The organism is Acidovorax soli (assembly GCF_014207955.1).
GTDB lineage: Bacteria > Pseudomonadota > Gammaproteobacteria > Burkholderiales > Burkholderiaceae_C > Acidovorax > Acidovorax soli_A.
This window is the reverse complement of sequence record NZ_JACHLK010000007.1, coordinates 24961-48330: the sequence shown is the minus strand read 5'-3', so window position 1 is coordinate 48330 and position 23370 is coordinate 24961. Positions and strand designations below refer to the sequence as shown.

General features: G+C 67.2%; 23 protein-coding genes. 7 read left to right on the top strand and 16 right to left on the bottom strand.

Features of this window, described 5'->3' with window-relative positions; genetic code table 11:
• The first annotated feature begins 80 nt into the window (after positions 1-80).
• Positions 81-1118, top strand: coding sequence for a GlxA family transcriptional regulator (locus HNP48_RS17800; protein ID WP_184859415.1), 1038 nt, complete (start codon positions 81-83; stop codon positions 1116-1118).
• Positions 1119-1128: 10 nt separating this feature from the next.
• On the opposite strand, the gene HNP48_RS17795 is transcribed toward HNP48_RS17800, so the two are convergent.
• Positions 1129-2703: a methyl-accepting chemotaxis protein gene (locus HNP48_RS17795; RefSeq protein ID WP_184859412.1), complete on the bottom strand. Its 1575-nt coding sequence runs from the start codon at positions 2701-2703 to the stop codon at positions 1129-1131.
• Positions 2704-2852: 149 nt separating this feature from the next.
• A complete protein-coding gene (locus tag HNP48_RS35665) occupies positions 2853-3434 on the bottom strand; it encodes a TetR/AcrR family transcriptional regulator (RefSeq protein ID WP_184859410.1) in 582 nt (193 codons plus the stop codon).
• Positions 3435-3525: 91 nt separating this feature from the next.
• Here HNP48_RS35665 and HNP48_RS17785 point away from each other — a divergent pair, with 91 nt between their 5' ends.
• A complete protein-coding gene (locus HNP48_RS17785) occupies positions 3526-4659 on the top strand; it encodes a thiolase family protein (RefSeq protein WP_184859408.1) in 1134 nt (377 codons plus the stop codon).
• A gap of 52 nt (positions 4660-4711) precedes the next feature.
• On the top strand, positions 4712-5410 hold the full coding sequence (locus HNP48_RS17780) for an SDR family oxidoreductase (RefSeq protein WP_184859406.1): 699 nt from the start codon (positions 4712-4714) through the stop codon (positions 5408-5410).
• 77 nt (positions 5411-5487) lie between these two features.
• Here the strand turns inward: HNP48_RS17780 and htpX are convergent, their stop codons facing one another.
• From htpX to HNP48_RS17755, 5 genes are all read right to left on the bottom strand, one after another.
• On the bottom strand, positions 5488-6363 hold the full coding sequence (gene htpX, locus HNP48_RS17775; RefSeq protein ID WP_184859404.1) for a protease HtpX: 876 nt from the start codon (positions 6361-6363) through the stop codon (positions 5488-5490).
• A 164-nt stretch (positions 6364-6527) separates the two neighbouring features.
• Positions 6528-7214, bottom strand: coding sequence for a DUF3025 domain-containing protein (locus tag HNP48_RS17770; protein ID WP_311773837.1), 687 nt, complete (start codon positions 7212-7214; stop codon positions 6528-6530).
• Positions 7215-7270: 56 nt separating this feature from the next.
• On the bottom strand, positions 7271-8317 hold the full coding sequence (gene pyrC, locus HNP48_RS17765; RefSeq protein WP_184859400.1) for a dihydroorotase: 1047 nt from the start codon (positions 8315-8317) through the stop codon (positions 7271-7273).
• A 50-nt stretch (positions 8318-8367) separates the two neighbouring features.
• Complete coding sequence (locus HNP48_RS17760) at positions 8368-9369, bottom strand: tripartite tricarboxylate transporter substrate binding protein (protein WP_184859397.1); 1002 nt, start codon at positions 9367-9369, stop codon at positions 8368-8370.
• Between the two features lie 26 nt (positions 9370-9395).
• A complete protein-coding gene (locus HNP48_RS17755) occupies positions 9396-10565 on the bottom strand; it encodes a M20 family metallopeptidase (RefSeq protein WP_184859395.1) in 1170 nt (389 codons plus the stop codon).
• Between the two features lie 101 nt (positions 10566-10666).
• Between HNP48_RS17755 and HNP48_RS17750 the strand changes: the two genes are divergently transcribed.
• Positions 10667-11593, top strand: coding sequence for a MurR/RpiR family transcriptional regulator (locus tag HNP48_RS17750; RefSeq protein ID WP_184859393.1), 927 nt, complete (start codon positions 10667-10669; stop codon positions 11591-11593).
• 20 nt (positions 11594-11613) lie between these two features.
• Here the strand turns inward: HNP48_RS17750 and HNP48_RS17745 are convergent, their stop codons facing one another.
• The 9 genes from HNP48_RS17745 to HNP48_RS17705 form a co-directional block, all read right to left on the bottom strand.
• Positions 11614-12072 carry a hypothetical protein gene (locus tag HNP48_RS17745; protein ID WP_184859391.1) on the bottom strand — a complete coding sequence of 153 codons (459 nt, stop codon included), beginning with the start codon at positions 12070-12072 and terminating at the stop codon, positions 11614-11616.
• A 4-nt stretch (positions 12073-12076) separates the two neighbouring features.
• Complete coding sequence (locus HNP48_RS17740) at positions 12077-13564, bottom strand: hypothetical protein (RefSeq protein WP_184859389.1); 1488 nt, start codon at positions 13562-13564, stop codon at positions 12077-12079.
• A 57-nt stretch (positions 13565-13621) separates the two neighbouring features.
• Entirely contained in the window at positions 13622-14608 is a 987-nt protein-coding gene (locus tag HNP48_RS17735; protein ID WP_184859388.1) for a hypothetical protein, read from the bottom strand.
• Between the two features lie 139 nt (positions 14609-14747).
• Positions 14748-15485 (bottom strand): amino acid ABC transporter ATP-binding protein, encoded by a 738-nt coding sequence (locus HNP48_RS17730; protein ID WP_184859386.1) that lies wholly within the window; start codon positions 15483-15485, stop codon positions 14748-14750.
• A 30-nt stretch (positions 15486-15515) separates the two neighbouring features.
• Entirely contained in the window at positions 15516-16184 is a 669-nt protein-coding gene (locus HNP48_RS17725; protein ID WP_184859383.1) for an amino acid ABC transporter permease, read from the bottom strand.
• A gap of 3 nt (positions 16185-16187) precedes the next feature.
• Positions 16188-16943, bottom strand: a complete 756-nt coding sequence (locus HNP48_RS17720; RefSeq protein WP_184859381.1) for an amino acid ABC transporter permease — start codon at positions 16941-16943, stop codon at positions 16188-16190.
• Between the two features lie 111 nt (positions 16944-17054).
• Complete coding sequence (locus HNP48_RS17715) at positions 17055-17954, bottom strand: amino acid ABC transporter substrate-binding protein (protein WP_184859379.1); 900 nt, start codon at positions 17952-17954, stop codon at positions 17055-17057.
• 115 nt (positions 17955-18069) lie between these two features.
• A complete protein-coding gene (locus HNP48_RS17710; protein ID WP_184859377.1) occupies positions 18070-18963 on the bottom strand; it encodes an amino acid ABC transporter substrate-binding protein in 894 nt (297 codons plus the stop codon).
• Positions 18964-19159: 196 nt separating this feature from the next.
• A complete protein-coding gene (locus HNP48_RS17705; protein WP_184859376.1) occupies positions 19160-20086 on the bottom strand; it encodes a LysR family transcriptional regulator in 927 nt (308 codons plus the stop codon).
• A 222-nt stretch (positions 20087-20308) separates the two neighbouring features.
• On the opposite strand from HNP48_RS17705, the gene HNP48_RS17700 reads away from it, so the two are divergent.
• The 3 genes from HNP48_RS17700 to HNP48_RS17690 are packed head-to-tail and all read left to right on the top strand — an operon-like array spanning position 20309 to position 23263.
• Entirely contained in the window at positions 20309-20872 is a 564-nt protein-coding gene (locus HNP48_RS17700) for a TRAP transporter small permease (protein WP_184859374.1), read from the top strand.
• Entirely contained in the window at positions 20869-22167 is a 1299-nt protein-coding gene (locus HNP48_RS17695) for a TRAP transporter large permease (RefSeq protein ID WP_184859373.1), read from the top strand. Before HNP48_RS17700 ends, HNP48_RS17695 begins: the two co-directional genes overlap by 4 nt.
• 58 nt (positions 22168-22225) lie before the next feature.
• Entirely contained in the window at positions 22226-23263 is a 1038-nt protein-coding gene (locus HNP48_RS17690) for a DctP family TRAP transporter solute-binding subunit (RefSeq protein ID WP_184859371.1), read from the top strand.
• The last annotated feature ends 107 nt before the right edge of the window (positions 23264-23370 follow it).

The following is a 23370-nucleotide window of genomic DNA, read 5'->3' as shown; positions in this document are numbered from 1 at the left end:
AAACGAACGCCCGTTCATGCTAAGAGCAGCAAGTTGTTTCATGACAAGCGAAAATCGCCATCCACAAAGCCGATATCGCCATGCCCGCCAGCTCCTTTCGCGTCGACATTCGCCTGCTGCCCGAGTCCGCCCTGGGCAACGCCTTGCAGTTCATCGATCTGTTGCGCAGCGCCAACCTGCTGGCCCGCCTGCGGCTGGGCCACCAGGCACCGCGGCTGGCCTGGCGCCTGCTGGACGCCGGCGGCCAGCCCCTGCCGGCTTTGCCCACGCCCTGGGAGGCGTACAGCGGCAGCGCGGGCGAAGGGCCTGCGCAGGCGGTCTTTGTGCCCTCGTTCCATGCAGCAGACATCCCGGCCATACGGCAGGTGGTTGAGCGCCACCCGGCCCTGGTGCGCCAGATCGGGATTGCCATCGACACCGGGTGCAGGCTGTTGACGGTGGGCAATGGTGCCTGGCTGGCTGCGGCCAGCGGCCGCCTGCAGGGGCGCACGGCCTGCCTGCCCTGGTTCTACATGGCCGGCTTTGCCCGGGACTTCCCCGACATTGCGCTGGCCCCGGGGCGCGACTGGGCGGAGGACGGCCCCTGGCACAGCGGCGCCCTGCCCCACACGCTCGTGGACCTGGCCATCGCCCTGGTGCGCCACGCACTGGGCCCGGAATTGGGCGAGGCCTGCGCCACGGTCATGCGGCCCGACCCGGCACGCGCCCAGGCCGCGCTGCAGGCCAACGCCCAGCAGCACATTCCCGCCACGCGCGACAGCACGCTGGCGCGCGCCATCGCCTGGATGGAAGCGCATTTGGAAGAGCCCTATTCGCTCACACGCGTGGCCGAGGCGGCCGCTGTGAGCACGCGCACGCTGCTGCGGCATTTCCAGGCCGAGCTGTCGCAGTCTCCGCTCGACTACCTGCATGCCCTGCGCTGCGCGCGCGCCCGGGTGATGCTGGAGGTGACGCTGGAGAGCGTGCCCAGCATCGCAGCCGCCTGCGGCTATGCCGACCCAGCGGCATTTCGCCGCGTCTTCGTGCGGCACATGGGCCTGCCGCCCGCCGAGTACCGCAAGCGCCATGCACTGCGCGCGCCGCGCCGGCGCTGGCGGGTGGATGTGGCAGCCGGTTGAAAGGGCTGGCTCAGCGCAGCGCGATGCTGTTGGCCGGCAGGCGGAAGGCCTCCACCAACTCGGCCAGCTGCTGTGCCTGCATGCGCAGGCCCTGCGCGGCGGCCGAGGACTCCTCCACCAGCGCCGCGTTCTGCTGCGTCATCTGGTCGAGCTGCGAGACGGCTTCGCCCACCTGGCTCAGGCCCGAGGTCTGCTCGCGCGCCGCCGTGCTGATCTCGCCGATGATGGTGGCCACCTGCTTCACCGAGTCGACGATCTCGCCCATGGTGCCGCCCGCCGCGTGCACGAGCTGCGAGCCTTCGTCCACCTGGCGCACGCTCTCGCTGATCAGGCCGCCGATCTCCTTGGCGGCCGTGGCGCTGCGCTGGGCCAGGCTGCGCACCTCGCTGGCCACCACGGCAAAGCCGCGCCCCTGCTCCCCGGCCCGCGCCGCCTCCACCGCGGCATTGAGTGCCAGGATGTTGGTCTGGAAGGCGATGCCATCGATCACGCTGGTGATGTCGGCAATGCGGCGCGAGGACTGGGCGATGCCGTCCATGGTGCCGACCACGCGGTCCACCGCTTCTCGGCCGCGCTGCGCCACGCCGCTCGCGCCCGTCGCCAGGCTGCTGGCCTGCGCGGCGGCATCGGCACTGTGGCGCACGGTGGCCAGCAGCTCTTCCATGCTGGCGGCGATCTCCTCGAGGTTGGAGGCCGTCTGCTCGGTGCGCGCCGACAGGTCGCTGTTGCCCGCGGCGATCTCGCCACTGGCATCGGCCACCGAGCTGCTCGCCCTGCGCATGCCCACGACCAGTGCGGCAAGTCGTTCCTGCATGCCGCCCAGGCGCGCCATCAGGGCCTGCAGTTCATCGCGGTTGCTGGCGTCGACGGCAGGGATGTGCGAGGTCAGGTCGCCCTCGGCGATGCGGTCGGTCACGCCCGAAGCCAGGGCCAGCGGCCGCAGGATGGAGCGCGACAGCAGCCAGGCGCACACCAGGCTCAGCAGCAACCCCACGGCCGAGCCTGTGGCCAGCAGCAGCTTGCCCTGCCGCTCGCTGCGCAGGGCCGCCTCGCGCGCATCGGTCACGCGCTGGCGCTGGTACTCGGCCAGTTCATCCACGGCCTTCGCATAGGCATCGGCAGCCGGGCGCAGGGTGCCGGCAATGGCATCGGCGGGCAGGGCTTCGCCTGCCTTGCGGCGCTTGACCAGGTCGTCGCGCACACTGCGGAACTGGTTGCCGGCCTTGTCGATGGCGTCGAACAGGCGCTGGGACGGGGCATCCTCGGCCAGTTCGTCCAGGCGCTTGCGCACTTCGCTGGAGCGGGCCGAGGTGGTCTTGCGGTCGGCGTCGATGCGCGCGGCGTAGGCAGGGTTGTCGCCCAGTTCCAGCAAGGTCTCCGCCCGCACCGAGCTGAGCACCACGATGGCGTGCAACTCGCGCGCCAACAGGGCACGTTCGGAGGAATTGCCGCCCAGGTCATCGGCAATGTCCTGCAGTTCCGCCAGCCGCCAGATGCCCACGGCGGCGGACAGGGACATGACAAGACAGACGACGCCAAAGGCCAGGGCCAGGCGGAACGCGACACGCGTTTGGGAGAGGGACATGGTGGGAATCAACTCCTGGGGTCAATGGTGCTCCGGGCAGTGCAAGGGCAATAACCCGGGTTTTCCCTTATATCGTCATTCCATGACGCCAACTTGAGCCCCATCGGCCCCCCGCCATCCCCACGGCTGGCAGGCAGAATCCACCCGGATCACCCGACCGCTCGCTCCCTCATCACCACGGCCCCCGCCGCAGCGCGCAGATCCTTCGACAGCTCCGGGCTCTGCACGGCCCGCGCCAGCACCAGAGCCCCCACCAGCTGCGACAAGGTGGCCAGGGCCTGCTCCCTGCGCTCGGCCGGTCCCTGGCCTCGCACCAGCGGTTCCAGCACCTGCAGAAAATTCTCGACCCCGGCCTCGAAGGGCCCCTGCAGAGCCGGGCCGGCACGGGCCACGTCGCCGGCCAGCGCGGCCATCGCGCAGCCATGGGCCATGTGCTGGCAGTGCTGGTCCGACAGGTAGAAACCCACCAGCGCCTGCAGTGCCTCGGCCGGCGGCTTGGCCGCCAGCTCCTCCCAATAGTGGTTGTTGGCCGCGAGTGCGCGCTCACAGGCCAGGCTGGCCAGTTCGTCCTTGGACTCGAAATGGCCATAGAAGCCGCCGCGCGTCAGCCCCGCGGCCTGCATCAGCTCGTTCAGGCCAATGCCGTCGAAACCTTTTTCGCGGAACAACTCGCCTGCCACATCCACGATGCGTTCGCGGTTGGCCTCGGCCTGCGCCCTTGTCACTTTCATGGTTGCCTCCTGCTGCTTGACATATTTTACATGTTGATCGACATTTATATTTATTCATGTCAATCGACATTTAACCAACCGGGATTTGCCCATGAAAGCCCTGATCTCCGCGTACGCCCGCACCCCCTTCCATTTCGCCCGCAAGGGCGCATTGGCCACGGTGCGGCCCGACACCCTGGCCGCCGAAGTCCTCCGGGACCTGGTGCAACGCACCGGCATCGATCCCGCCACGCTGGACGATGTGATCGCCGGCTGCGCCTACCCCGAGGGCGCGCAGGGCAACAACATTGCGCGCATCGCCTCGTTGCTGGCCGGCCTGCCGCACGAGGTCAGCGGCATGACGGTGAACCGCTTTTGCGGCTCGTCCATGTCGGCCGTGCACATCGCGGCTGCGCAGATCGAGGCCGGGCTGGGCGAGGCCTACCTGTGCCTGGGCGTGGAATCGATGACCATGGTTCCGCAGGGTGGCCTGACGTTCTCGCCCCACCCCGTGCTGTACGAAGAGACCGACGCCTACATCTCCATGGGCGAGACGGCCGAGAACGTGGCTGAGCGCTATGCGGTTTCGCGCAGCGACCAAGAGCAACTGGCTTTTGAATCGCACCGCAAGGCGGCTGCCGCACGCGAGGCCGGCCTGCTGCGCAGCGAGATCGTGCCCATCACCCTGGCCGATGGCCAGGTGGTGGCCGAGGACGGCTGCATCCGGCCCGGCACCTCGCCCGAAGCACTGGCCGGGCTCAAACCCGCGTTCCGCGAGACGGGTACGGTCACGGCCGGCACCTCGTCACCACTGACCGATGGCGCCGCCGCCGTGCTCGTGACCAGCGAGGCCTATGCGGCGCGCCATGGCCTGCAACCACTGGCCCGCATCGTGGCCATGGCTACGGCGGGCGTGGACCCGGCCTTCATGGGCCTCGGCCCGATTCCCGCATCGCGCAAGGCCCTGGAGCGCGCCGGCATCACCGCGGCCGAGCTGGATGTGGTGGAGATCAACGAAGCCTTTGCCTCCCAGGCGCTGGCCTGCATCCGCGAACTGGGCCTCAAGCCCGAAACCATCAACCTCGACGGCGGCGGCATGGCCATCGGCCACCCGCTGGGTGCCACGGGCGCACGCATCACCGGCAAGGCGGCAGCCCTGCTGCAGCGCCAGGGCGGGCGCTACGCGCTGGCCACGCAATGCATCGGCGGCGGCCAGGGCATTGCCACGGTGCTACAGGCGCTGTGACCGCCGCGCCATTTCTCTTCTTTATTTCTACTCTTCACCAAGGACCGCTTCCATGCAACTCCAGAACTCCGTCGTCTTCATCACCGGCGCCAACCGCGGCCTGGGCCTGGCCTTTGCCCAGGCGGCACTGGCCGCCGGTGCGCGCAAGGTCTACGCCGCAGCGCGCAACCCATCGACCGTCACCCTGCCGGGCGTGGTGCCCGTGCAGCTGGACGTGACCGACCCCGCCCAGATCGCCGCCGCCGTGGCCGCCTGCCCCGACGTGACGCTGCTGGTGAACAACAGCGGCATCTCACGCGGATCGAGCTTCCTGGGCTCCCCCGATGCCATGGCAGCAGCCCGCGCCGAGTTCGAGACCAATTTCTTCGGCCCCTGGGCCGTGGCCCAGGCCTTTGCCCCGGTGCTGAAGGCCAACGGCGGCGGCGCGGTGCTCAACGTGCTGTCGGTGCTGAGCTGGCTCACGATTCCCGGTGTGGCCACCTACAGCGCGTCCAAGGCGGCCGCCTGGTCGCTGAGCAACGGGCTGCGCAACGAACTGCGCGCCCAGGGCACACAGGTGAGCAGCCTGCACGTGGCCTACATGGACACCGACATGACCCGTGGTCTGGACGCCCCCAAGGCCGCCCCGCTCGACGTGGCACGTCTGGCACTGCAGGGCGTGGAGGCGGGCCTGGCCGAAGTGCTGGCGGACGACACCACACGCCATGTGAAGCAGTCCCTTTCCAGCGCTGCCCCCGCCTACGCAGGCTGAGCGCCAAGAAAGAAAAACGCCGCCGGATGCGAATCCGGCGGCGTTTTCTTTTTCCTTCGGGGGCACCGCCCCCTGCATCAACCCTGCTTGTTTTGCAGCGCAGCGATGCGCTCCTCGATGGGCGGGTGGGTGCTGAACAGCTTGCCGATGCCACCGGCAATGCCCATGGCGGCCACGCTCTTGGGCAACTCGCCCGGGTGCATGCCGCCCAGGCGGGCCAGGGCGTTGATCATGGGCTGGCGGCGGCCCATGAGCTGCGCAGCGCCTGCGTCGGCGCGGAACTCGCGCTGGCGGCTGAACCAGGCCACGATCATGGCGGCCACGAAGCCCAGCACGATGTCGAGCACGATGGTGGTCACGTAGTAGCCGATGCCGGGGCCCGAGCTGTTCTCGTCGTTCTTGCGCAGGAAGCTGTCCACCGCGTAGCCGATGACACGCGACAGGAACACCACGAAGGTGTTCATCACGCCCTGGATCAGCGTCATGGTCACCATGTCACCGTTGGCGATGTGGGCCACCTCGTGGCCGATCACGGCCTCGACCTCTTCGCGCGTCATGCCCTGCAGCAGGCCGGTGGACACCGCGACCAGCGCCGAGTTCTTGAACGCGCCCGTGGCGAAGGCATTCGGGTCGCCCTCGAAGATGCCGACTTCGGGCATGCCGATCTGGGCCTGGTCGGCGAACTTGCGCACGGTCTCGACGATCCAGCGCTCGTCGGGCGAACCCGAGCCGTCGATCACGCGCACGCCCGAGGTCCACTTGGCCATGGGCTTGCTGATGAGCAGCGAGATGATCGCGCCGCCAAAGCCCATGATGAGCGCAAAGCCGAGCAGCGCGCCCAGGTTGAGCCCGTTGGCCGTGAGGTAGCGGTTCACGCCCAGCAGGCTCGCCACCACCCCCAGCACGACAACGACGGCCAGGTTGGTCAGTACAAACAAAATAATCCGCTTCATGTTCTGTGCTCTCCGTGGGTAGACAAGGAACTGCGGTCTAGATGGGGGGTGGGTCCGCGCGATTCAAGCGCCACCCACCCAGGGTCCGCATGCCGCAGTGTCCCGTCGCGGTATGGTAGGGCGAATCGCGAAAAGCACCCTTATCACACAGTCGCCGACGGGAATTAAGGCGCCTTGTCCGACACGGTGCGCGGGGGACGGAACACCTGTGCATCGGCATAGAACTGCGGGTCTTCATTGGCCGGCCACCAGCCGGGCACACCCAGCACCGGCAGCGGCGTGAAGGGCTTGGTGGCCCAGTGCTCCGGACCGATCTGCTGCGCCAGCCAGGCGTCGGCATCCGCTACGGAATCCATAGCGCACTGCACCCGGTACACATGCGCGACGATGGGCTTGCGCGGCGCCACCAGTTTTTCCAGCAGCGCATGGCCGAAAAGCAGCAGCCGCGCCTCGCGCCACAGCGGGCGCAGGTCCACGAACAACCGGGACCACTCGCGCGCCTGCAGCGCCTGCCAGAGGGGCTCGGGCGCATCAAGCAGGGCGCCGTTCTCGTCGAACACGGTGATCGCATCGCGCAGCGGGCCGCGCACCGCACCAATGCCGTGCGCGGCGATGGCGCCGGCCTGCAACGCGTTCAGCCGCCGCTTGGCCAGCGGAAACTGCCGCCAGACCAGGCCATTGAAGAAGTCGTGCAGGTTATCGCGCGTGGGCACGCGGCCAGTGTCGAAGATGTGCTGCTCGTAGGCCGCACCTTCAGGCAGGTCATCCTGGGGCGCGAACTGCACTGGCGCCGCCGCACACTGCAGTGCCTGGTACACGGGAGCCCCTTGCGCCAGCACATGCTCTGCCACCTCTTGTCCGGCAGCCCGGTACGGGGCCAGCCAGGCGGCAGCCCAGTCGATGGCTTCTAGACCAGCCGCCACGGCAGCGCTTCGCCCGCGCGCAGGGGCTTGAGCTCGGCCTCGCCGAAGGCAAAGCTGTCCGGTGGCGTCCATGATTCGCGGCGCAGCGTGATGGTGCCGGTATTGCGCGGCAGGCCGTAGAAGTCGGCACCGTTGAAACTGGCGAACGCTTCGAGCTTGTCCAGGGCACCTGCGTTGTCGAAAGCCTCGGCGTACATCTCCATCGCCGCATGGGCGGTGTAGCAGCCGGCGCAACCGCTGGCGTGTTCCTTGAGGTGGGCGGGGTGCGGCGCGCTGTCGGTGCCCAGGAAGAACTTGGCGCTGCCGCTGGTGGCAGCCTGCACCAGGGCCACGCGGTGCGTCTCGCGCTTGAGCACGGGCAGGCAGTAGTAGTGCGGGCGCACGCCGCCGATGAAGATGGCGTTGCGGTTGTACAGCAGGTGGTGCGCCGTGATGGTGGCGGCCGTGAAGCGGTCGGACGCGTTCACATAGTCGGCCGCGTCCTTGGTAGTGATGTGCTCGAAGACGATCTTGAGCTCGGGGAAGTCGCGGCGCAGCGGGATCAGCTGCTGCTCGATGAACACGGCCTCGCGGTCGAACAGGTCGATGTCGCTGCTGGTCACCTCGCCATGCACCAGCAGCAGCATGCCGCTCTTTTGCATCGCTTCGAGCGTCTTGTAGATCTTGCGCAGGTCGGTCACGCCGGCGTCGCTGTTGGTCGTGGCGCCAGCGGGGTAGAGCTTGGCGGCGACCACGCCGGCCGCGCGTGCGCGCACGATTTCCTCGGGCGGCAGGTTGTCGGTCAGGTACAGCGTCATCAGCGGCTCGAACTGCACGCCCGCGGGCACGGCGGCCAGGATGCGCTGTTTGTAGGCCAGGGCCTGCTCGGCCGTGGTCACGGGCGGGCGCAGGTTGGGCATGATGATGGCGCGGCCGAACTGGGCGGCCGTGTGCGGCACCACGGTGCGCAGGGGCTCCCCGTCGCGCACGTGCAGGTGCCAGTCGTCGGGGCGGGTGATGGTGAGGGTGTTGGTGGGGGCGGCTGCAGTCATGGGCGCTATTGTCCCATTCCCGGCCACCGCCCTGCTCTCCGGCAGGACCATCACTCGGCGGTGATGCCGGCCTTGCGCACCACGTCGCCAAACTTCACCATGCGCTCGGCCATCATCTTCTCGAAGGCGGCGGGGCTCATTTCCTCGGGCACGATCACGCCGCGCTCCTTGAGGTTGGCCACCATGGCCGGCGCCATCGCGGCCTGGCGCACGGCCTTGTGCAGGGTCTGCACGATGGCCTCGGGGGTACCACCGGGTGCGGCCAGGCCGGTCCACGAGGTGAGGTTGAGCTCGGGGTAGCCCGCCTCGGCCATGGTGGGCACGTCGGGCAGCTGCGGCAGGCGCTGGTCAGAGGCCACGGCCAGGGCGCGCACCTTGCCCGACTGCACATGCGGCAGCATGATCACCAGGTTATCGAGGATGAATTGCACCTCGTTGGCCAGCACGGCGGTGATCAGCGGTGTGCCGCCGCGGTAAGGGATGTGGGTGGTGAACACGCCCGTGACGGCCTTGAACATCTCCACGTTGAGCTGGCCCATGCTGCCGATGCCGCCGCTGCCATAGTTCAGTTTGCCGGGGTTCTTCTTCGCGTACTCGACGAACTCCTTGACCGACTTGATGGGCAGGCTCGCGTGCACCACCAGCGCATTGGGCTGGCGGCCCAGGATGGCAATGTTCTCGAAATCCTTGACCGGGTCGTAGCCGACTTTCGGTTGGGTCAGCGGGTTGGCCAGGTGGCTGCTTTGCGACGACACGACCAGCGTGTAGCCATCGGGCTTGGCGCGCGCCACGGCCAGCGAGGCCACCGACCCGCCGGCGCCGGCGCGGTTTTCCACCACGATGGGCACGCCCAGGATGCGCGACAGCGGCTCCGAATACTGGCGCGCCATGATGTCCACCGAGCCCCCGGGCGGGAAGGGCACGACCAGGGTGATGGGGCGCGCGGGGAATTTCTCGTCGGCCTGGGCAGCCAGCGGTGCCAGGCCCGCGAGGCCCAGCCCGAGCCCGGCGTTGAGGATGTGGCGGCGGTTGGGTTGCAGCAAGGGGTTCATGGGGTCTGCTCTCGGATCGTTGGACGTCAGGGGTGTTCGAAGATGGCCAGTGCCACGGCCTGGGCGCGTGGCACCAGGGTGGACAGCTCGCAGTACTCGCGCTCGGTGTGCGGGTGGCCGCCCACGGGGCCGGTGCCACACAGCGTGGGCGCGCCGACCGAGGCCGTGAGCCCGCTGTCGGCCGCGCCGCCGGTGAACTCGCCCTGCACAGCAAAGCCCAGGGATTCGGCGCCGCGCTGGTACAGCGCCAGCAGCGCATCGGGCGTGGGCTTCATGGGCAGGGTGCGGCGCATGCCGGTGATACGCCCTTGGGTGCGCGGCAGGCTTTCGGCCTCGACGATGGCGCGCACGCGCTCGAACAGTTCGTCCGGGTCGGTCTCGGCCGTGTAGCGCACGTCGAGTTCGGCCTTGGCCAGCGGCGCCACCATGTTGGGCACGATGCCGCCCTGCACCACGCCCACGTTGGTGGTGGTGCCCACGGCCGGATCGGTCAGCGCATGCAGGGCCAGGATCTTGTGCGCCATGGCGGCGATGGCGCTGGCACCGGCCGCGGGGTTGATGCCCGCGTGGGCCGCCACGCCGTCCACCTCGAATTCCACGGCCATGGAGCCCTTGCGGCTGGTGACCAGGTTGCCGCTCACGCGGCCGGGTTCGGCATTGAGCACGGCGCGCGCGCCGCGGGCCGCTTGCATGATCTGCTCGCGTGTGGCCGGCGAGCCGATCTCCTCGTCGCACGAGAAGAACAGCCGCAGCGGCGCCGTGAGCCCGCCGCAGCGCGCAAAGGCCTCGGCCACGAAGACATTCATCACCAGGCCCGACTTCATGTCGGCCACGCCGGGGCCGTAGGCCCGGCCCGCGTCGACACGGAAGGGACGGCGCGCCACCGTGCCTGCGGGGTAGACGGTGTCCATGTGGCCCATGAGCAGGATCGGAGCGCCCTCGGTGGGCCCAGGCACCTGGGCCTGCAGCAGCACGCCATAGCCCGGCACGGGCACGAATTCGACCGCCACGCCCGCGGCCACGAGCCGCTCGCGCAGCGCGGCGGCCACCGCGGTCACCCCGGCTTCGTCGCGGCTGCCGCTGTCGATGTCCACCACCTTTTGCAACAGGTCTTGCATGGCCTGTTGCTGGTCCGCCAGCCAGGCCAGGATGCGTGCGCGCACCTGGGCACGGCTTTCTTCAAGGGTATCCTGCATGTTTTCCTTTGTCATCCACGCCCCAAGCGGAGTGGCTGTGGGGCGAAAGTGTTGCATGCACCCGCATTGTTTGCAATACATTTTTCATAAAATGGACATCAATGAAATCACCATTGCAAACAACCAATGGCCTGCTGCCTGAGCGGCTGGCCCGCCAGGGCGCCGGCCTGACCGCCAGCGAACGCGCCCTGGCCCAGGCGCTGGAGCGCGACTACCCCCATGCGCTGCTGGAGTCGGCCACCTCGCTGGCCGCCCGCACGGGCACCAGTGCCTCCACGGTGGTGCGGCTGTTCGCCAAGCTCGGCTACGACAGCTATGCCGAAGCCCAGCGCGAGGCCCGCGCCGAGGTCACGGCCCTGTTGCAGACGGCCGGGCAGCGCGCGCCCGTGACCATCGGCACCCGGCGCAGCCTGCAGCAGTGCGTGGACGACGCCCTGCTGCACGACCAGCACAACATCACGGCCACGCGCGATGGCCTGGACATGGCGGCCTTCGAAGCCATCGCCAACCGGCTGGCCCAGGGCAAGGGCCGCGTTTTCGTGCTCGCGCAGATCAACAGCGCCCCCGTGGCGGCCTGGCTGGCGCTGCACCTGAACATGTGCCGCCCCGGTGTGCACGAGCTGGGGGCGGGCGCGGTGGACGCCACCGACCAGTTGCTCTGGATCCAGCCTGAGGATGTGCTGCTGGCCTTCAGCATCCGCCGCTATGCCAGCGGGCCGGTGAAGCTGGCCCGGCGCTTTCGCGAGGCCGGGGCCCAGGTGCTGGCCCTCACCGACAGCGCCTCGGCACCCCTGGCGGCACTGGCGCACGAACGCATCCTGGTGCGCACCTCCAACGCCTCGCCCTTCGACTCCTACACCGCCGCCTTCTTCCTGTGCAATGCGCTGGTCTCGGCCGTGGCGCAGTTGCGCCACGAGGCGGTCTCCGAGGCGCTCAAGCGCCGGGACATGCTGTGGAAGGATGTGGAGGAACAGCAGCTCATCGTGGCCGAACCCGCCGCCGTGCGCGGGCCCCGGGCGGGCAGGTGAGCACGGGGCCCGCGCGCGCCCTATTCGCGTTCGAGGGTTGCCAGCACCTGGCCCTGCAGGTTGGCGATGCGCACCTGGTAGCCCTTGCCTGCACGCACCGACTGCGCCATCACGGCCACCATGGCGCGCTCCTCGAAGCCATCGGGCTTGCGCGTGCGGTTCTCGAACACCAGCAGCACCGAATCCGCATGCGTCTCCTGGGTCTCGAAGCCCGAGGCGGCGATGAAGCGGTCCACATCCCGCACGCTGCGGAACAGTTCCCTGGGCAACACGAAGGGCTGGCCCTGGTGCGTGACCTGGTAGTACTGGTCGCGCGTCTGCCAGGTGGGCTTTTCGCGCACGTAGTAGACCTTCCAGGGGTGCACGGCGCTTTCGAAGAGCAGGGTCTTTTCCATGGGGGCTGCGGCCTGGGTGGACAAGGAGGAAAGGGCCGCCGCACCCGCGGTGCCCCACGACAGGATGGAACGCCGGCGCACCATGCCGTCAGCCCTGCTGCGCCTTGCGGCGCCAGGCCCCGAAGCGCCGGGCGATCTGGGGCGCGATCCGGTCGAACGCCTCCCAGCTGTCGGGCGTCATGGCCTCGTCCGGCTCGCGGAAATGGTTGGACGAGCGGAACACGGTCTTCACATCCGTGACCCAGCGCTCGGCATCGGGCGTGCCAAAGCCCCTGTAGTAGTCGTCCCAGAACCCCGAGGCGCCAGGGGCCAGGTCGTCGGTCCAGACGATGCGCCCGCAGGGGCCGTGCAGCAACTGCAGTGGCGTGGCGGTGCGTTCGCGCCAGGGCGCGAGCACGCTTGCCGGGTAGCGCACGGGGTCGAGCAGCCCCTGCAGTGCGCACCAGGTCACGAAGAACGCATCCTCCACATAGACCAGGGGTTTGGTCTGCTCGTAGTCGGCACTGGCCTCCATGAAGTCGCGCTCCGTGGGCAGCCGGGCGTCGATGCGCGCAAGGCCCTGGCCCTTGGCCGCGCGCTGGAATGCCAGCTCCAGCGTGGCGCTGACTGGCTGTTCCACGAAATCATCTCCGTCCGCAGGGCCCGGAAAGCGCTCCCACGACAAACCTTCGGGCAACGGCACCAACGGTGCGGCCTTCACGGGCAGGATGATGCGCGTGACATAGGTGCGCCAGATGCGCCCGTCCTTGCGCGGCGGCCAGAAGGCCCGGTGCTTGGGCGCCATCTCGGCGCTGACCTCGATGCCCGTGGCGCGCACGCTGACGTAGGTGCTGTCGTTGTGCGGCGTGGCGGGTTTGAGCGGCTTGGCCCCCACAGCGGCCAGCCACTGCAGCACCAGCGGATCGTCGATGGGGCGGCCGATGCAGGCCAGCATCTGGTCCCAGAGATTGCCTTCGGGCACGGCGGCCACGGGTGCCGGCTCCAGGGGCGCACCCGCCAGCACCGGTTCCGAAAGCCGCCCTGCGATTGCGTCCTCCATCCAGCCATCGAAGTCGGGCCAGCGTTGTTCGGCTTCGGCCAGGATGTCCTCCCCCGTCTCGGGCACCGACAACCCTTGCGCGGCCAACCACGCGAGCAGCTCGCGCGCCACGTCGCCGTCTTCTTCGGGCGGCTCGTCGAGGTTGCCGTACAGCGCGAACTCGTCGTAGCCGACCCCCAGGAGCCGCAGGAACTGCTGCATGTCACTGGCCAGCACCCGCCCACCGCCCTCGGAGCTGAGGTAGACCACGGGCATGCCCCCTTGCGGTGCCCGCCACACGGCAATCGTCGATCCGTCGGGCTCGACACCGAAGACCCCGAGGTGCTGCGCGGCCGCCTGCCCACCGGCATGGCCCTCTTCCCCGAAATAGCGCGCCACCGTGCTCGGCGGCTCCGCATGGAAGGCAAACGAGCCGCTCACCGCAGCGGAGGGCGGGCGCAACGCCGGAAAGGCCTGCAGCAGGTCGCGCAGGGCCGAAGGTTCCGGCAGATCCGGGGGGAATGCAAAGTGCAGTTCGTTTGAAGGGGTACGGTTCATGCCAAAAGGCCTTTGGTCAGGAGTCGGTTGGTACGGCAGGCAAGGGGCACGTTGGCATCAGCGCGCAGTATCGGGGCGTCCTGCGACGCGCAGGCTGCCACAGAAGATCCGGCACTCCACCTCGCCCGCGGCGGGATCGTCGGCGGGCGGACTCACCAGCGCCACGGCCACCTCGGGGGTGAGTTGCACCAACAAGGCCCTGGCGTCTCCCGCTCCCGCGTAAATGGCATCGTAGGTCTTGGTGCGGGTGCGGTACCACACCAGGCGCGAAACCACCGCCCCCTGGTAGGCAGGGCGGCCAAAGAAGTCGATGCGCTCAGCGGGAGCAGCATCCGCGTAGGCGTTGGGCAGGCGCCAGGCTCCGTTGTCGTACACGAAAGGATCGATGCCCCACCGATCCCGGTCCATGCGGGTGTGCGCCACCCGGACCGTGGTCTTGTCGGCGTCCGAACCGATGGCCCAGTCGCAGACGTTGTAGGGTGGTGACCCGCCCTCGCGCTCGCCCTTGCAGTCGAGCTGCATGGGTTTGCTTTTCGCCGCCACCACATTGAAGGCGCAAACCGTCCTACCCTCGCTCTCGCTGCGCTGGGGACGGGTAATGCGGTAATGCACCGGCAGCTCGAAGGCCAGGCCGCAGGCCATCACCGTGGGCGGTGGCAAAGCGCCATCGGCCAAGGCACCAGGGGCCCGCTTGCCGGTCGCCAGGTCCCAGGCATGCACAGACTGCGTGCCGCGGTCCACCTCGTAGTAGCCCACCAGGTTGCTGCTGCCGTCCGCCACCTCCGGCCCACGGTAGCGCAGTGCCAGCGCCTGCCCGGTGCGGGTGCGCTGCTGGGTTTCGCAGTGGTAGCGGCCTGTGGTACCCGGGCCGGCGAGTGCGAGCGCCTGGGCCACCTGGACCAGGCGTTCGCACGCCGAGGGCGGCACGGTGGCCTGCGAGACCTTGCCGGCCTGGGCTGCGGCCCAGCCTGGCAACAACGCAAGCAGCAGCCCCGCCCCGAGAGACAGCCGATGAAGCTGGGGCGTGGGGTTCGCAGAACGCATGGCACAGCTCGGAAGTGGAACAAGCGACAAACGTAGCACGGCACACCTACCGGCCTGGCACAAAAAAAGGCGCCCGGAGGCGCCTTGTGTGACTTCCTGCACACTGCGCCCCGCCAGGAGCGCCGTGCCCCGCAACCGTTCAGTGCTGCAGGATCTTGTTGAGGAAGTCCTTGGTGCGCGGCTGGCGCGCTTCGGGGTGGTTGAAGAAGTCGTCCTTGGAGCAGTCCTCCAGGATCTTGCCGCCCACGTCCATGAAGATCACGCGGTTGCTCACCTTGCGGGCAAAGCCCATTTCGTGGGTCACGCACATCATGGTCATGCCTTCGTTGGCCAGGCCCACCATCACGTCCAGCACTTCGCCCACCATCTCGGGGTCAAGCGCCGACGTGGGCTCGTCGAACAGCATCACGATGGGGTCCATGCTCAGCGCACGGGCAATGGCCACGCGCTGCTGCTGGCCACCCGAGAGCTGGCCCGGGAACTTGTCCTTGTGGGCGATCAGGCCCACGCGCTCGAGCATCTTCAGGCCGCGCTTCTTGGCATCGTCGGGGGTGCGGCCCAGCACCTTGATCTGGGCGATGGTCAGGTTGTCCGTCACCGACAGGTGGGGAAACAGCTCGAAGTGCTGGAACACCATGCCCACGCGGCTGCGCAGCTTGGGCAGGTTGGTGCTGGGGTCGTGCAGCTTCACGCCGTCGACCGTGATCTCGCCCTTCTGGAAGGGCTCGAGCGCGTTGATGGTCTTGATCAGTGTGGACTTGCCCGAGCCCGAAGGCCCGCACACCACCACCACTTCACCCTTGTTGATGGTCGCCGAGCACTCGTTGAGCACCTGCACGGGGCCATACCACTTGGATACGTTCTTGAGTTCGATCATTTCTTGTTCCTCAATCCAATCTCTTTTGCATCAGCGAATGATCGCGATCTTCTGGTGCAGGCGTTTGACCATCCAGGACAGCGCATAGCACATCACAAAGTACAGGACGGCCGCGGCCAGGTAGGCTTCAATCGGGCGGCCGAAGTTCTTGCCCGCCACCTCGAAGCCCTTGAGCATGTCATAGGCACCGATGGCGTAGACCAGCGAGGTGTCCTGGAACAGGATGATGGTCTGCGTGAGCAGCACCGGCAGCATGTTGCGGAACGCCTGGGGCAACACCACCAGCTTCATGTTCTGGCCATAGGTCATCCCGAGCGCCTGGCCGGCATGGACCTGGCCGCGCGGAATCGACTGGATGCCGGCGCGCATGATCTCGCTGAAGTAGGCCGCCTCGAAGGCGATGAAGGTGATCACGGCCGAGACTTCCGCACCGATGGGGCGGCCGATGATGGCCGGCACCAGCAGGAAGAACCACAGGATCACCATCACCAGCGGAATGCTGCGCATGCCGTTGACGTAGATGGTGGCAGGCAGGTCCAGCCACTTCTTGCCCGACAGGCGCATCAGCGCCAGCAGGGTGCCGAAGAACACGCCGCCGACCGTGGCGACCGCCGTGAGGATCAGGCTGAAGTACAGCCCCTTGAGCACGAAACTGGAGATCAGGTCCCAGTTGTAAAAACCAAAGTCGAGATTCATCATTTGTCAGTGCCCCCCGCCGCCGCTGGCAACGACCATTCCCGGAATGCGGGCGCGCTTCTCGATGAACGCCATGATGCGGTTGATGGCAAATGCCGAGACGATGTACAGCGCCGTCACCGCCAGGTAGACCTCGATGCCGCGCGAGGTTTCTTCCTGCGCCTGCATGGCGAACATCGTGAGCTCGGCCACCGACACGGCGAACGCGACGGAGGAGTTCTTGAAGATGTTCATCGTCTCGCTGGTCAGCGGCGGGATGATGATGCGAAAGGCCATGGGCAGCAGCACATAGCGGTAGGTCTGGAACGTGGTGAAACCCACGGCCATGCCCGCATAGCGCTGGCCACGGGGCAGGGTGTTGATGCCCGAACGCACCTGCTCGGCAATGCGCGCCGACGTGAAGAAGCCCAGCGCCAGCACCACCAGCGCGAAGCCGGGAACGCCCTTCAGGACCGGGAACAGGCTGGGTATGACGTGGTACCACAGGAAAATCTGCACCAGCAACGGAATGTTGCGGAACAGTTCGACCCAGGCATTGCCCAGGCGCACGATCATCGGCCGGCCCTGCAGGGTACGCAGCGTACCGATGATGGAGCCCAGCACCAGCGCCAGCAGCAAGGCCAGCAACGAAACAGACACCGTCCAGCCCCAGGCCGACAGCATCCAGTCCAGGTACGTGATGTCGCCGCCTTTGCCAAAGCAGCTTTGCACGACTTCCCTGTCCATGGTGTCCTGGCAGAACACCTGCCAATCCCAACTCATAGGATCACCCCTTTATTTGTCTTGGTATTGCATTGGGCGCAATCCTTTGCGGACCCAACAAAAAAGCCCCTTCAAACCATGGTGGCCGAAGGGGCGCAAGCATCCCGAAGATTACTTCTTGGCGTAGTCTTCCATCGGCTTGTCGTTCGGAGCAGCCCAGGCAGCCTTGGTGGCGTCGGACATGGGCAGGCCGATCTTGGTGTTGGTCGGAGGCACGGGTTGCATGAACCACTTGTCGTACAGCTTGGCCAGCGAGCCGTCGGCGATCTGGCGCTTGATGCTGTCGTCCACGGCCTTCTTGAAGGCGGCGTCATCCTTGCGCAGCATGCAGGCGATGGGTTCCACCGACAGCACTTCGCCGACGATCTTGTAGTCGGCCGGGTTCTTGGACTTGGAGACGTTGGCCGCCAGGATGGAGCCATCCATCACGAAGGCGTCGGCACGGCCGGTTTCCAGCATCAGGAAGCTGTCGGCGTGGTCCTTGCCGAAGACTTCCTTGAAGTCGATGCCGCCAGCACGCTCGTGCTTGCGCAGGGTCTGCACCGAGGTGGTGCCCGTGGTCGTGGCCACGGTCTTGCCGTTCAGGTCCTTGATCGAGGTGATGCCCGAGTTGGCCTTCACCACGGTGCGCACTTCTTCCACGTAGGTGGTCACGGCAAAGGCCACGTCCTTCTGGCGCGCGGCGTTGTTCGTGGTGGAGCCGCACTCCAGGTCCACGGTGCCATTGGTCACCAGGGGGATGCGGTTTTGCGAGGTCACGGGCTGGTACTTGGTTTCCAGCTTGGCCAGGCCCAGTTGCTTCTGGATGTCGGCCAGGATGATTTCGCCCATTTCGGTGTGGAAACCGACGTACTTGCCGTTGCCCACCGTGTAGGAAAGACCCGAAGACTCACGAACACCCAGCGTCACGCTGCCCGAGGCCTTGATTTTGGCCAGGGTGTCGTTGGCTTGGGCGAATGCGCTGCCTGCAGCCAGAGCGGTCACGGCAACCGCGAGCAAATGCTTCTTCATTGGGATCTCCTTGTGTGTGAAGCGAAAAAAGGGGGGGATTTTAGAGATTTACCCGGCCAGGACGTACCGGCGGGCAAAAAACCAAAAAAAGGAACCACGCGACCAGCGATATTAGTCAGAACGGGACCTGGTCGGTAGGGTATTTCCAGAAGTCCCGCAACAGATAGCTGACCGGAAGGTTCAGCGTCGTATTGTTGGGGGGAATCGGTTTGGCAAACCATTTCTCATATATGGGATAGATTTCCCGGGTATTGACCAGGCGGCGCATCTCCTCGTCCACCAGTTTCTTGAATTCGGGGTCGTTCTTGGGCAGCATGATGGCCAGGGGCTCGGTGGTCATGAACCGGCCCACGACCTTGAGCGCGCCGGGGTTGGGCCGCCCGGCCGCCAGGCCGTACAGCAGCACGTCGTCCATCACGAAGGCATCGGCCTCGCCCTTTTCCACCATTTCCACGGCCTTGGCATGGTCCGGGGCTTCCAGGATGGTGATGCCCATCAGGCGCTCGCGGTTGGCCTGGTCGGCCGCCTTCAAGGGCGTCGTGCCCTTGGTGGACACCAGTTTCTTGCCGTTGAGGTCTTCCACCTTGTCGATGGGGCTGCCCGATTTCACGAGCAGGCGGGCCCCGGTGATGAAATGCGGCACCGTGAAGGCCACCTTCTGGCGCCGTTCGGCATTGTTGGTGGTGGAGCCGCACTCCATGTCGGCCTTGCCCTGCTCGATCATGGCGATGCGGTTGGCCGGCGTGACGGCCAGGAACTCGACCGGCATGTCCTTCTTGCCGGTCTTCTTCCTCACCACCTCGGCCAGGCGCAGGCACAGGTCGACGGCGTAGCCAACCGGCTTGCCGCTCTTGGAGTCGATGTAGGAAAACGGCACAGACGACTCGCGGTGCGCGATCACCAGCTTGCCGCCCGCGCTCACGCGTTCGAGCACCCCTTGCGCAGACGCCGCGGACGCGCAGCACAAGGCCGCCAGGCCCCACGCCAATCCCCAATGCTGAACTTTCATGCGGTGTCTCGGTAAATAGGAAGTGGAATCAGATCTGCAATCTTCGTGCCACCCAGGCCCCAAAGAGACTACATCGCCATCGCTGATCCAGCAATGGAGGCGACTGTACGTGTCGTTACCATGAAACTCCAATGCCGTTTGCGCGGGCAACTATGCAAACTGTTTATATCCGTATTTACCCTAGGCATGGAGGAAGTCAGCCTGCCTGGGCCTGCAGGTACGACCACAGCGCCTGGGCCGTGCCCTTGGGCGCCTCCTTGCCAGAGGGCTTTTCGCGGTAGGCGCGCACATCCATGGTCATCTGCAGGCCTTCGGTGTCCGGCGGCGCGGCGCTGACCAGCCTGCGCGTGCGCAGTTCCTTCTTGACCGCACTGTGGGGCAAAAAGGCCACGCCATGCCCTTCGAGGGCCATGGCCTTGAGGCCTTCGGCCATGTCGGTCTCGTAGACCCGGTCCAGGTGGATGGGCGTGCCCGACTCCTTGAGGATCAGCTCCGTCACCCGCCCCAGGTAGGCACCGGGCGCATAGCCCAGGTAGGGCAGCGGCTGGCCCGCGCGCCCGGGCAGCCGGAACAGAGGCTGGCCGTCGGCATCGGCCTTGGAGTACGGGGACAGCACTTCCTGGCCCAGGCTCACCATCTCGTAGCGGTCGGCGTCGAGCTGGAAGGGCTGCGAGGGGTGGTGGTAGGCGATCAGCAGGTCACAGCCGCCCTCCACCAGGCGCATCACGGCGTCGTGCACGTTCAGGGCGATCAGCCGGCTCTTGAAGGGGCCGAACCGGTCGTGCAGGCTCGACACCCAGGCCGGGAAGAAGGTGAAGGCCAGCGTGTGCGGCACGGCGAACTCGATCATGTCCTTGCCCGCACTGGTGTGCGCGCGCAGCATGGCCCGGGTGTTCTGCAGCGATTGCAGCATCTCCAGCGCCTGGTCGTACAAGGTCTTGCCGGCCGGCGTGAGGCGTGTGGGATAGGAGCTGCGGTCCACCAGATCGGTGCCAGCCCAGGCCTCCAGGGCCTGGATGCGCCGCGAAAAGGCGGGCTGCGTCACATGCCGCAACTGGGCAGACCGGCTGAAGCTGCGCGTTTCCGCAAGACTGACGAAATCTTCAAGCCACTTGGTTTCCATCACGGCATTATCGGCGCGGGCCCCGGGGCGTGCCGGCCTGTCATGGAAAGCCTGTACAAGGGTTTATCCATAGCGCACCATTGGTGTGCACACATAGCAACGCACCGCATAATAGGGAAAGTTGCGTCCACAGCGCGCTCCCGCGTCACGGCCCCAGGTGCACAACACCGGCGGGCAGAGCGACCGGCCCCGTCCTGTTTGTTCTCCTGTACCGCCGCCCCGATGTCCTCCACCCCTCCCCAAGGGCCGGTGACCGACGCCTCCGTGTCCGTCGCCGCCCCTGACTCCGACGAACCCCGCTCCCTGCGCATCGAGGACTGGCTCACCGTCATCGTGATGGCGGCGCTCGCGCTGATCACCTTTGCCAACGTGCTGGTGCGCTACTTCACCAGCTCTTCCTTTGCCTGGACGGAAGAGATCTCCGTCTTCCTGATGATCGTGCTGGCCCTGGTGGCGGGCTCGGCCGCCGTGGCACGCGACCAGCACATCCGCATCGAATACTTTGCCGAGGGCGGCTCGGCCGCCCGCCGCAAGCGCCTGGCGCAGCTGGGCGCCGTGGCCGTGGCCCTGCTGTTCGGGCTGATCGCCGTGCTCAGCGTGCGCGTGGTCTGGGACGACTACCGCTTTGGCGAGACCTCGCCCGGCATCGGCGTGCCACAGTGGTGGTATTCCATCTGGCTGCCCATCATTTCAGCGCTGATCGCGGCGCGGGCCGTGGGCCTGCTCATACGCCGCAGCCGCGAAACGCCTGCGTCCGAAGACTCTGCCGGGGACGCCCAGCCATGATCGCTACGCTGCTGTTCGTCGCCTTTTTGGGCCTGATGTTCGTGGGCGTGCCCATTGGCGCGGCGCTGGGCCTGGCTGGTGCAGCCGCCATCGCCCTGGCCAATGCCGACAGCCAGTGGTTCGGCCTGCTCGCCGTGCCACAGAACTTCTACGCCGGCCTGGGCAAGTACCCGCTGCTGGCGATCCCGATGTTCGTGCTGGTGGGCTCCATCTTCGATCGCTCGGGCGTGGCCCTGCGCCTGGTGAATTTTGCCGTGGCCATGGTCGGGCGCGGCCCGGGCATGCTGCCGCTGGTGGCGATTGCCGTGGCCATGTTCCTGGGCGGCATTTCGGGCTCGGGCCCGGCCAACGCGGCCGCCGTGGGCGGCGTGATGATCGCGGCCATGTCGCGCGCAGGCTACCCACCCTCGTTCTCGGCCAGCGTGGTCGGGGCGGCTGCGGCCACCGACATCCTGATCCCGCCGTCGGTCGCCTTCATCATCTACTCGGTGCTGGTGCCGGGCGCTTCGGTGCCGGCCCTGTTCGCCGCGGGCATGGTGCCCGGCATCCTGGCCGGCATCGCGCTGATCGTGCCCGCCGTGTGGATGGCGCGCAGGCACAAGATGGGCGCGCTGGAAGCCGAGATGCCCCGCCCGCCCTTCTGGAAGAGCCTGCGCGAAGCCCTGTGGGGCCTGGCCGCGCCGGTGCTGATCCTGGGCGGCATGCGCGCTGGCTGGTTCACGCCGACCGAGGCCGCCGTGGTGGCCGTGTTCTACGGCCTGTTCGTGGGCATGGTGATCCACCGCACGATCAAGGTGCGCGACCTGTTCCCCATCCTGCGCGAATCGGGCGAGCTGTCGGCGGTGATCCTCATCGTGGTCTCGCTCGCGGGCATCTTTGCGTATTCGCTGTCCACCCTGGGCGTGATCGACCCGGTGGCCAAGTCCATCGTGAATTCGGGCCTGGGCGAGTACGGCGTGCTGGCGCTGCTGATCGTGATGCTCATCACCGTGGGCATGTTCCTCGACGGGATCTCCATCTTCCTGATCTTCGTGCCCCTGCTCCTGCCCATCATGCAGCACTACCAGTGGGACCCCGTCTGGTTCGGCGTGATCCTCACGCTCAAGGTGGCATTGGGCCAGTTCACCCCGCCGCTGGCCGTGAACCTCATGGTCTCGTGCCGCATCGCCGGCGTGCGCATGGAGTCGACCGTGCGCTGGGTCGGCTGGATGCTGTTCGCCATGTTCCTCGTGATGGTGCTGGTGATCGCCTTCCCGCCGCTGGCGCTGTGGCTGCCAGCGCGGCTCGGCTACTGAGCCCGACCGAATCCGCCCCTACCGTAGTACCGACAACGATCCCAAGGAGACTGAAACCATGAAACTGCGCACCTTCCTGACCTCCGCCGTGGCCGCCGCCGCGGCCCTGGCCTTCACCGCCCCCGCCGCCATCGCCCAGACCGCCTACAAGAGCGAATACCGCATGTCGCTGGTGCTGGGCACGGCCTTCCCCTGGGGCAAGGGCGGCGAGCTGTGGGCCAACAAGGTGCGCGAGCGCACGCAGGGCCGCATCAACATCAAGCTCTACCCCGGCGTCTCGCTGATCCAGGGCGACCAGACGCGCGAGTTCTCGGCGCTGCGCCAGGGCGTGATCGACATGGCCGTGGGCTCGACCATCAACTGGTCGCCCCAGGTCAAGCAGCTCAACCTGTTCTCGCTGCCCTTTCTGATGCCCGACTACGCCGCCGTGGACGCCCTGACCCAGGGCGAAGTCGGCAAGAGCATCTTCGCCACGCTGGACAAGGCCGGCGTGGTGCCGCTGGCCTGGGGCGAAAACGGCTACCGCGAGATCTCCAACTCCAAGAAGGCGATCAAGAGCCCCGAAGACCTCAAGGGCCTGAAGATCCGCGTGGTGGGCTCGCCGCTGTTCCTCGATACATTCACCGCGCTGGGCGCCAACCCCACGCAGATGAGCTGGGCCGACGCCCAGCCCGCCATGGCCAGCGGCGCCGTGGACGGCCAGGAAAACCCCATCGCCGTCTACATGGCGGCCAAGCTGCACACCGTGGCGCAAAAGCACGTGACCATGTGGGGCTACATCAACGACCCGCTGATCTTCGTGGTGAACAAGGACATCTGGAACTCCTGGACCCCAGCCGACCGCGAGATCGTCAAGCAGGCGGCCATCGACGCCGGCAAGGAAGAGATCGCCATCGCACGCAAGGGCATGGTCGAGGCGGACAAGCCCCTGCTCAAGGACATCGCCGCCAATGGCGTGACCGTGACCCAACTGACCCCCGCCGAGCGCGAGGCCTTCGTGAAGGCCACGCGCCCCGTGTTCGACAAGTGGAAGGGCCAGATCGGTGCCGACCTCGTGAACCAGGCCGAAAAGGCGATCGCCGCGCGCAAGCAATGAACGCATAAGCACATACCGGCAGCCGATAAGCGCTGCCGACACCATCGCCAAGGCGCCTCCCCTGACCGGGGGGGCGCCTTTTTCGTGGGCGCCTGGCTGGCCCGATG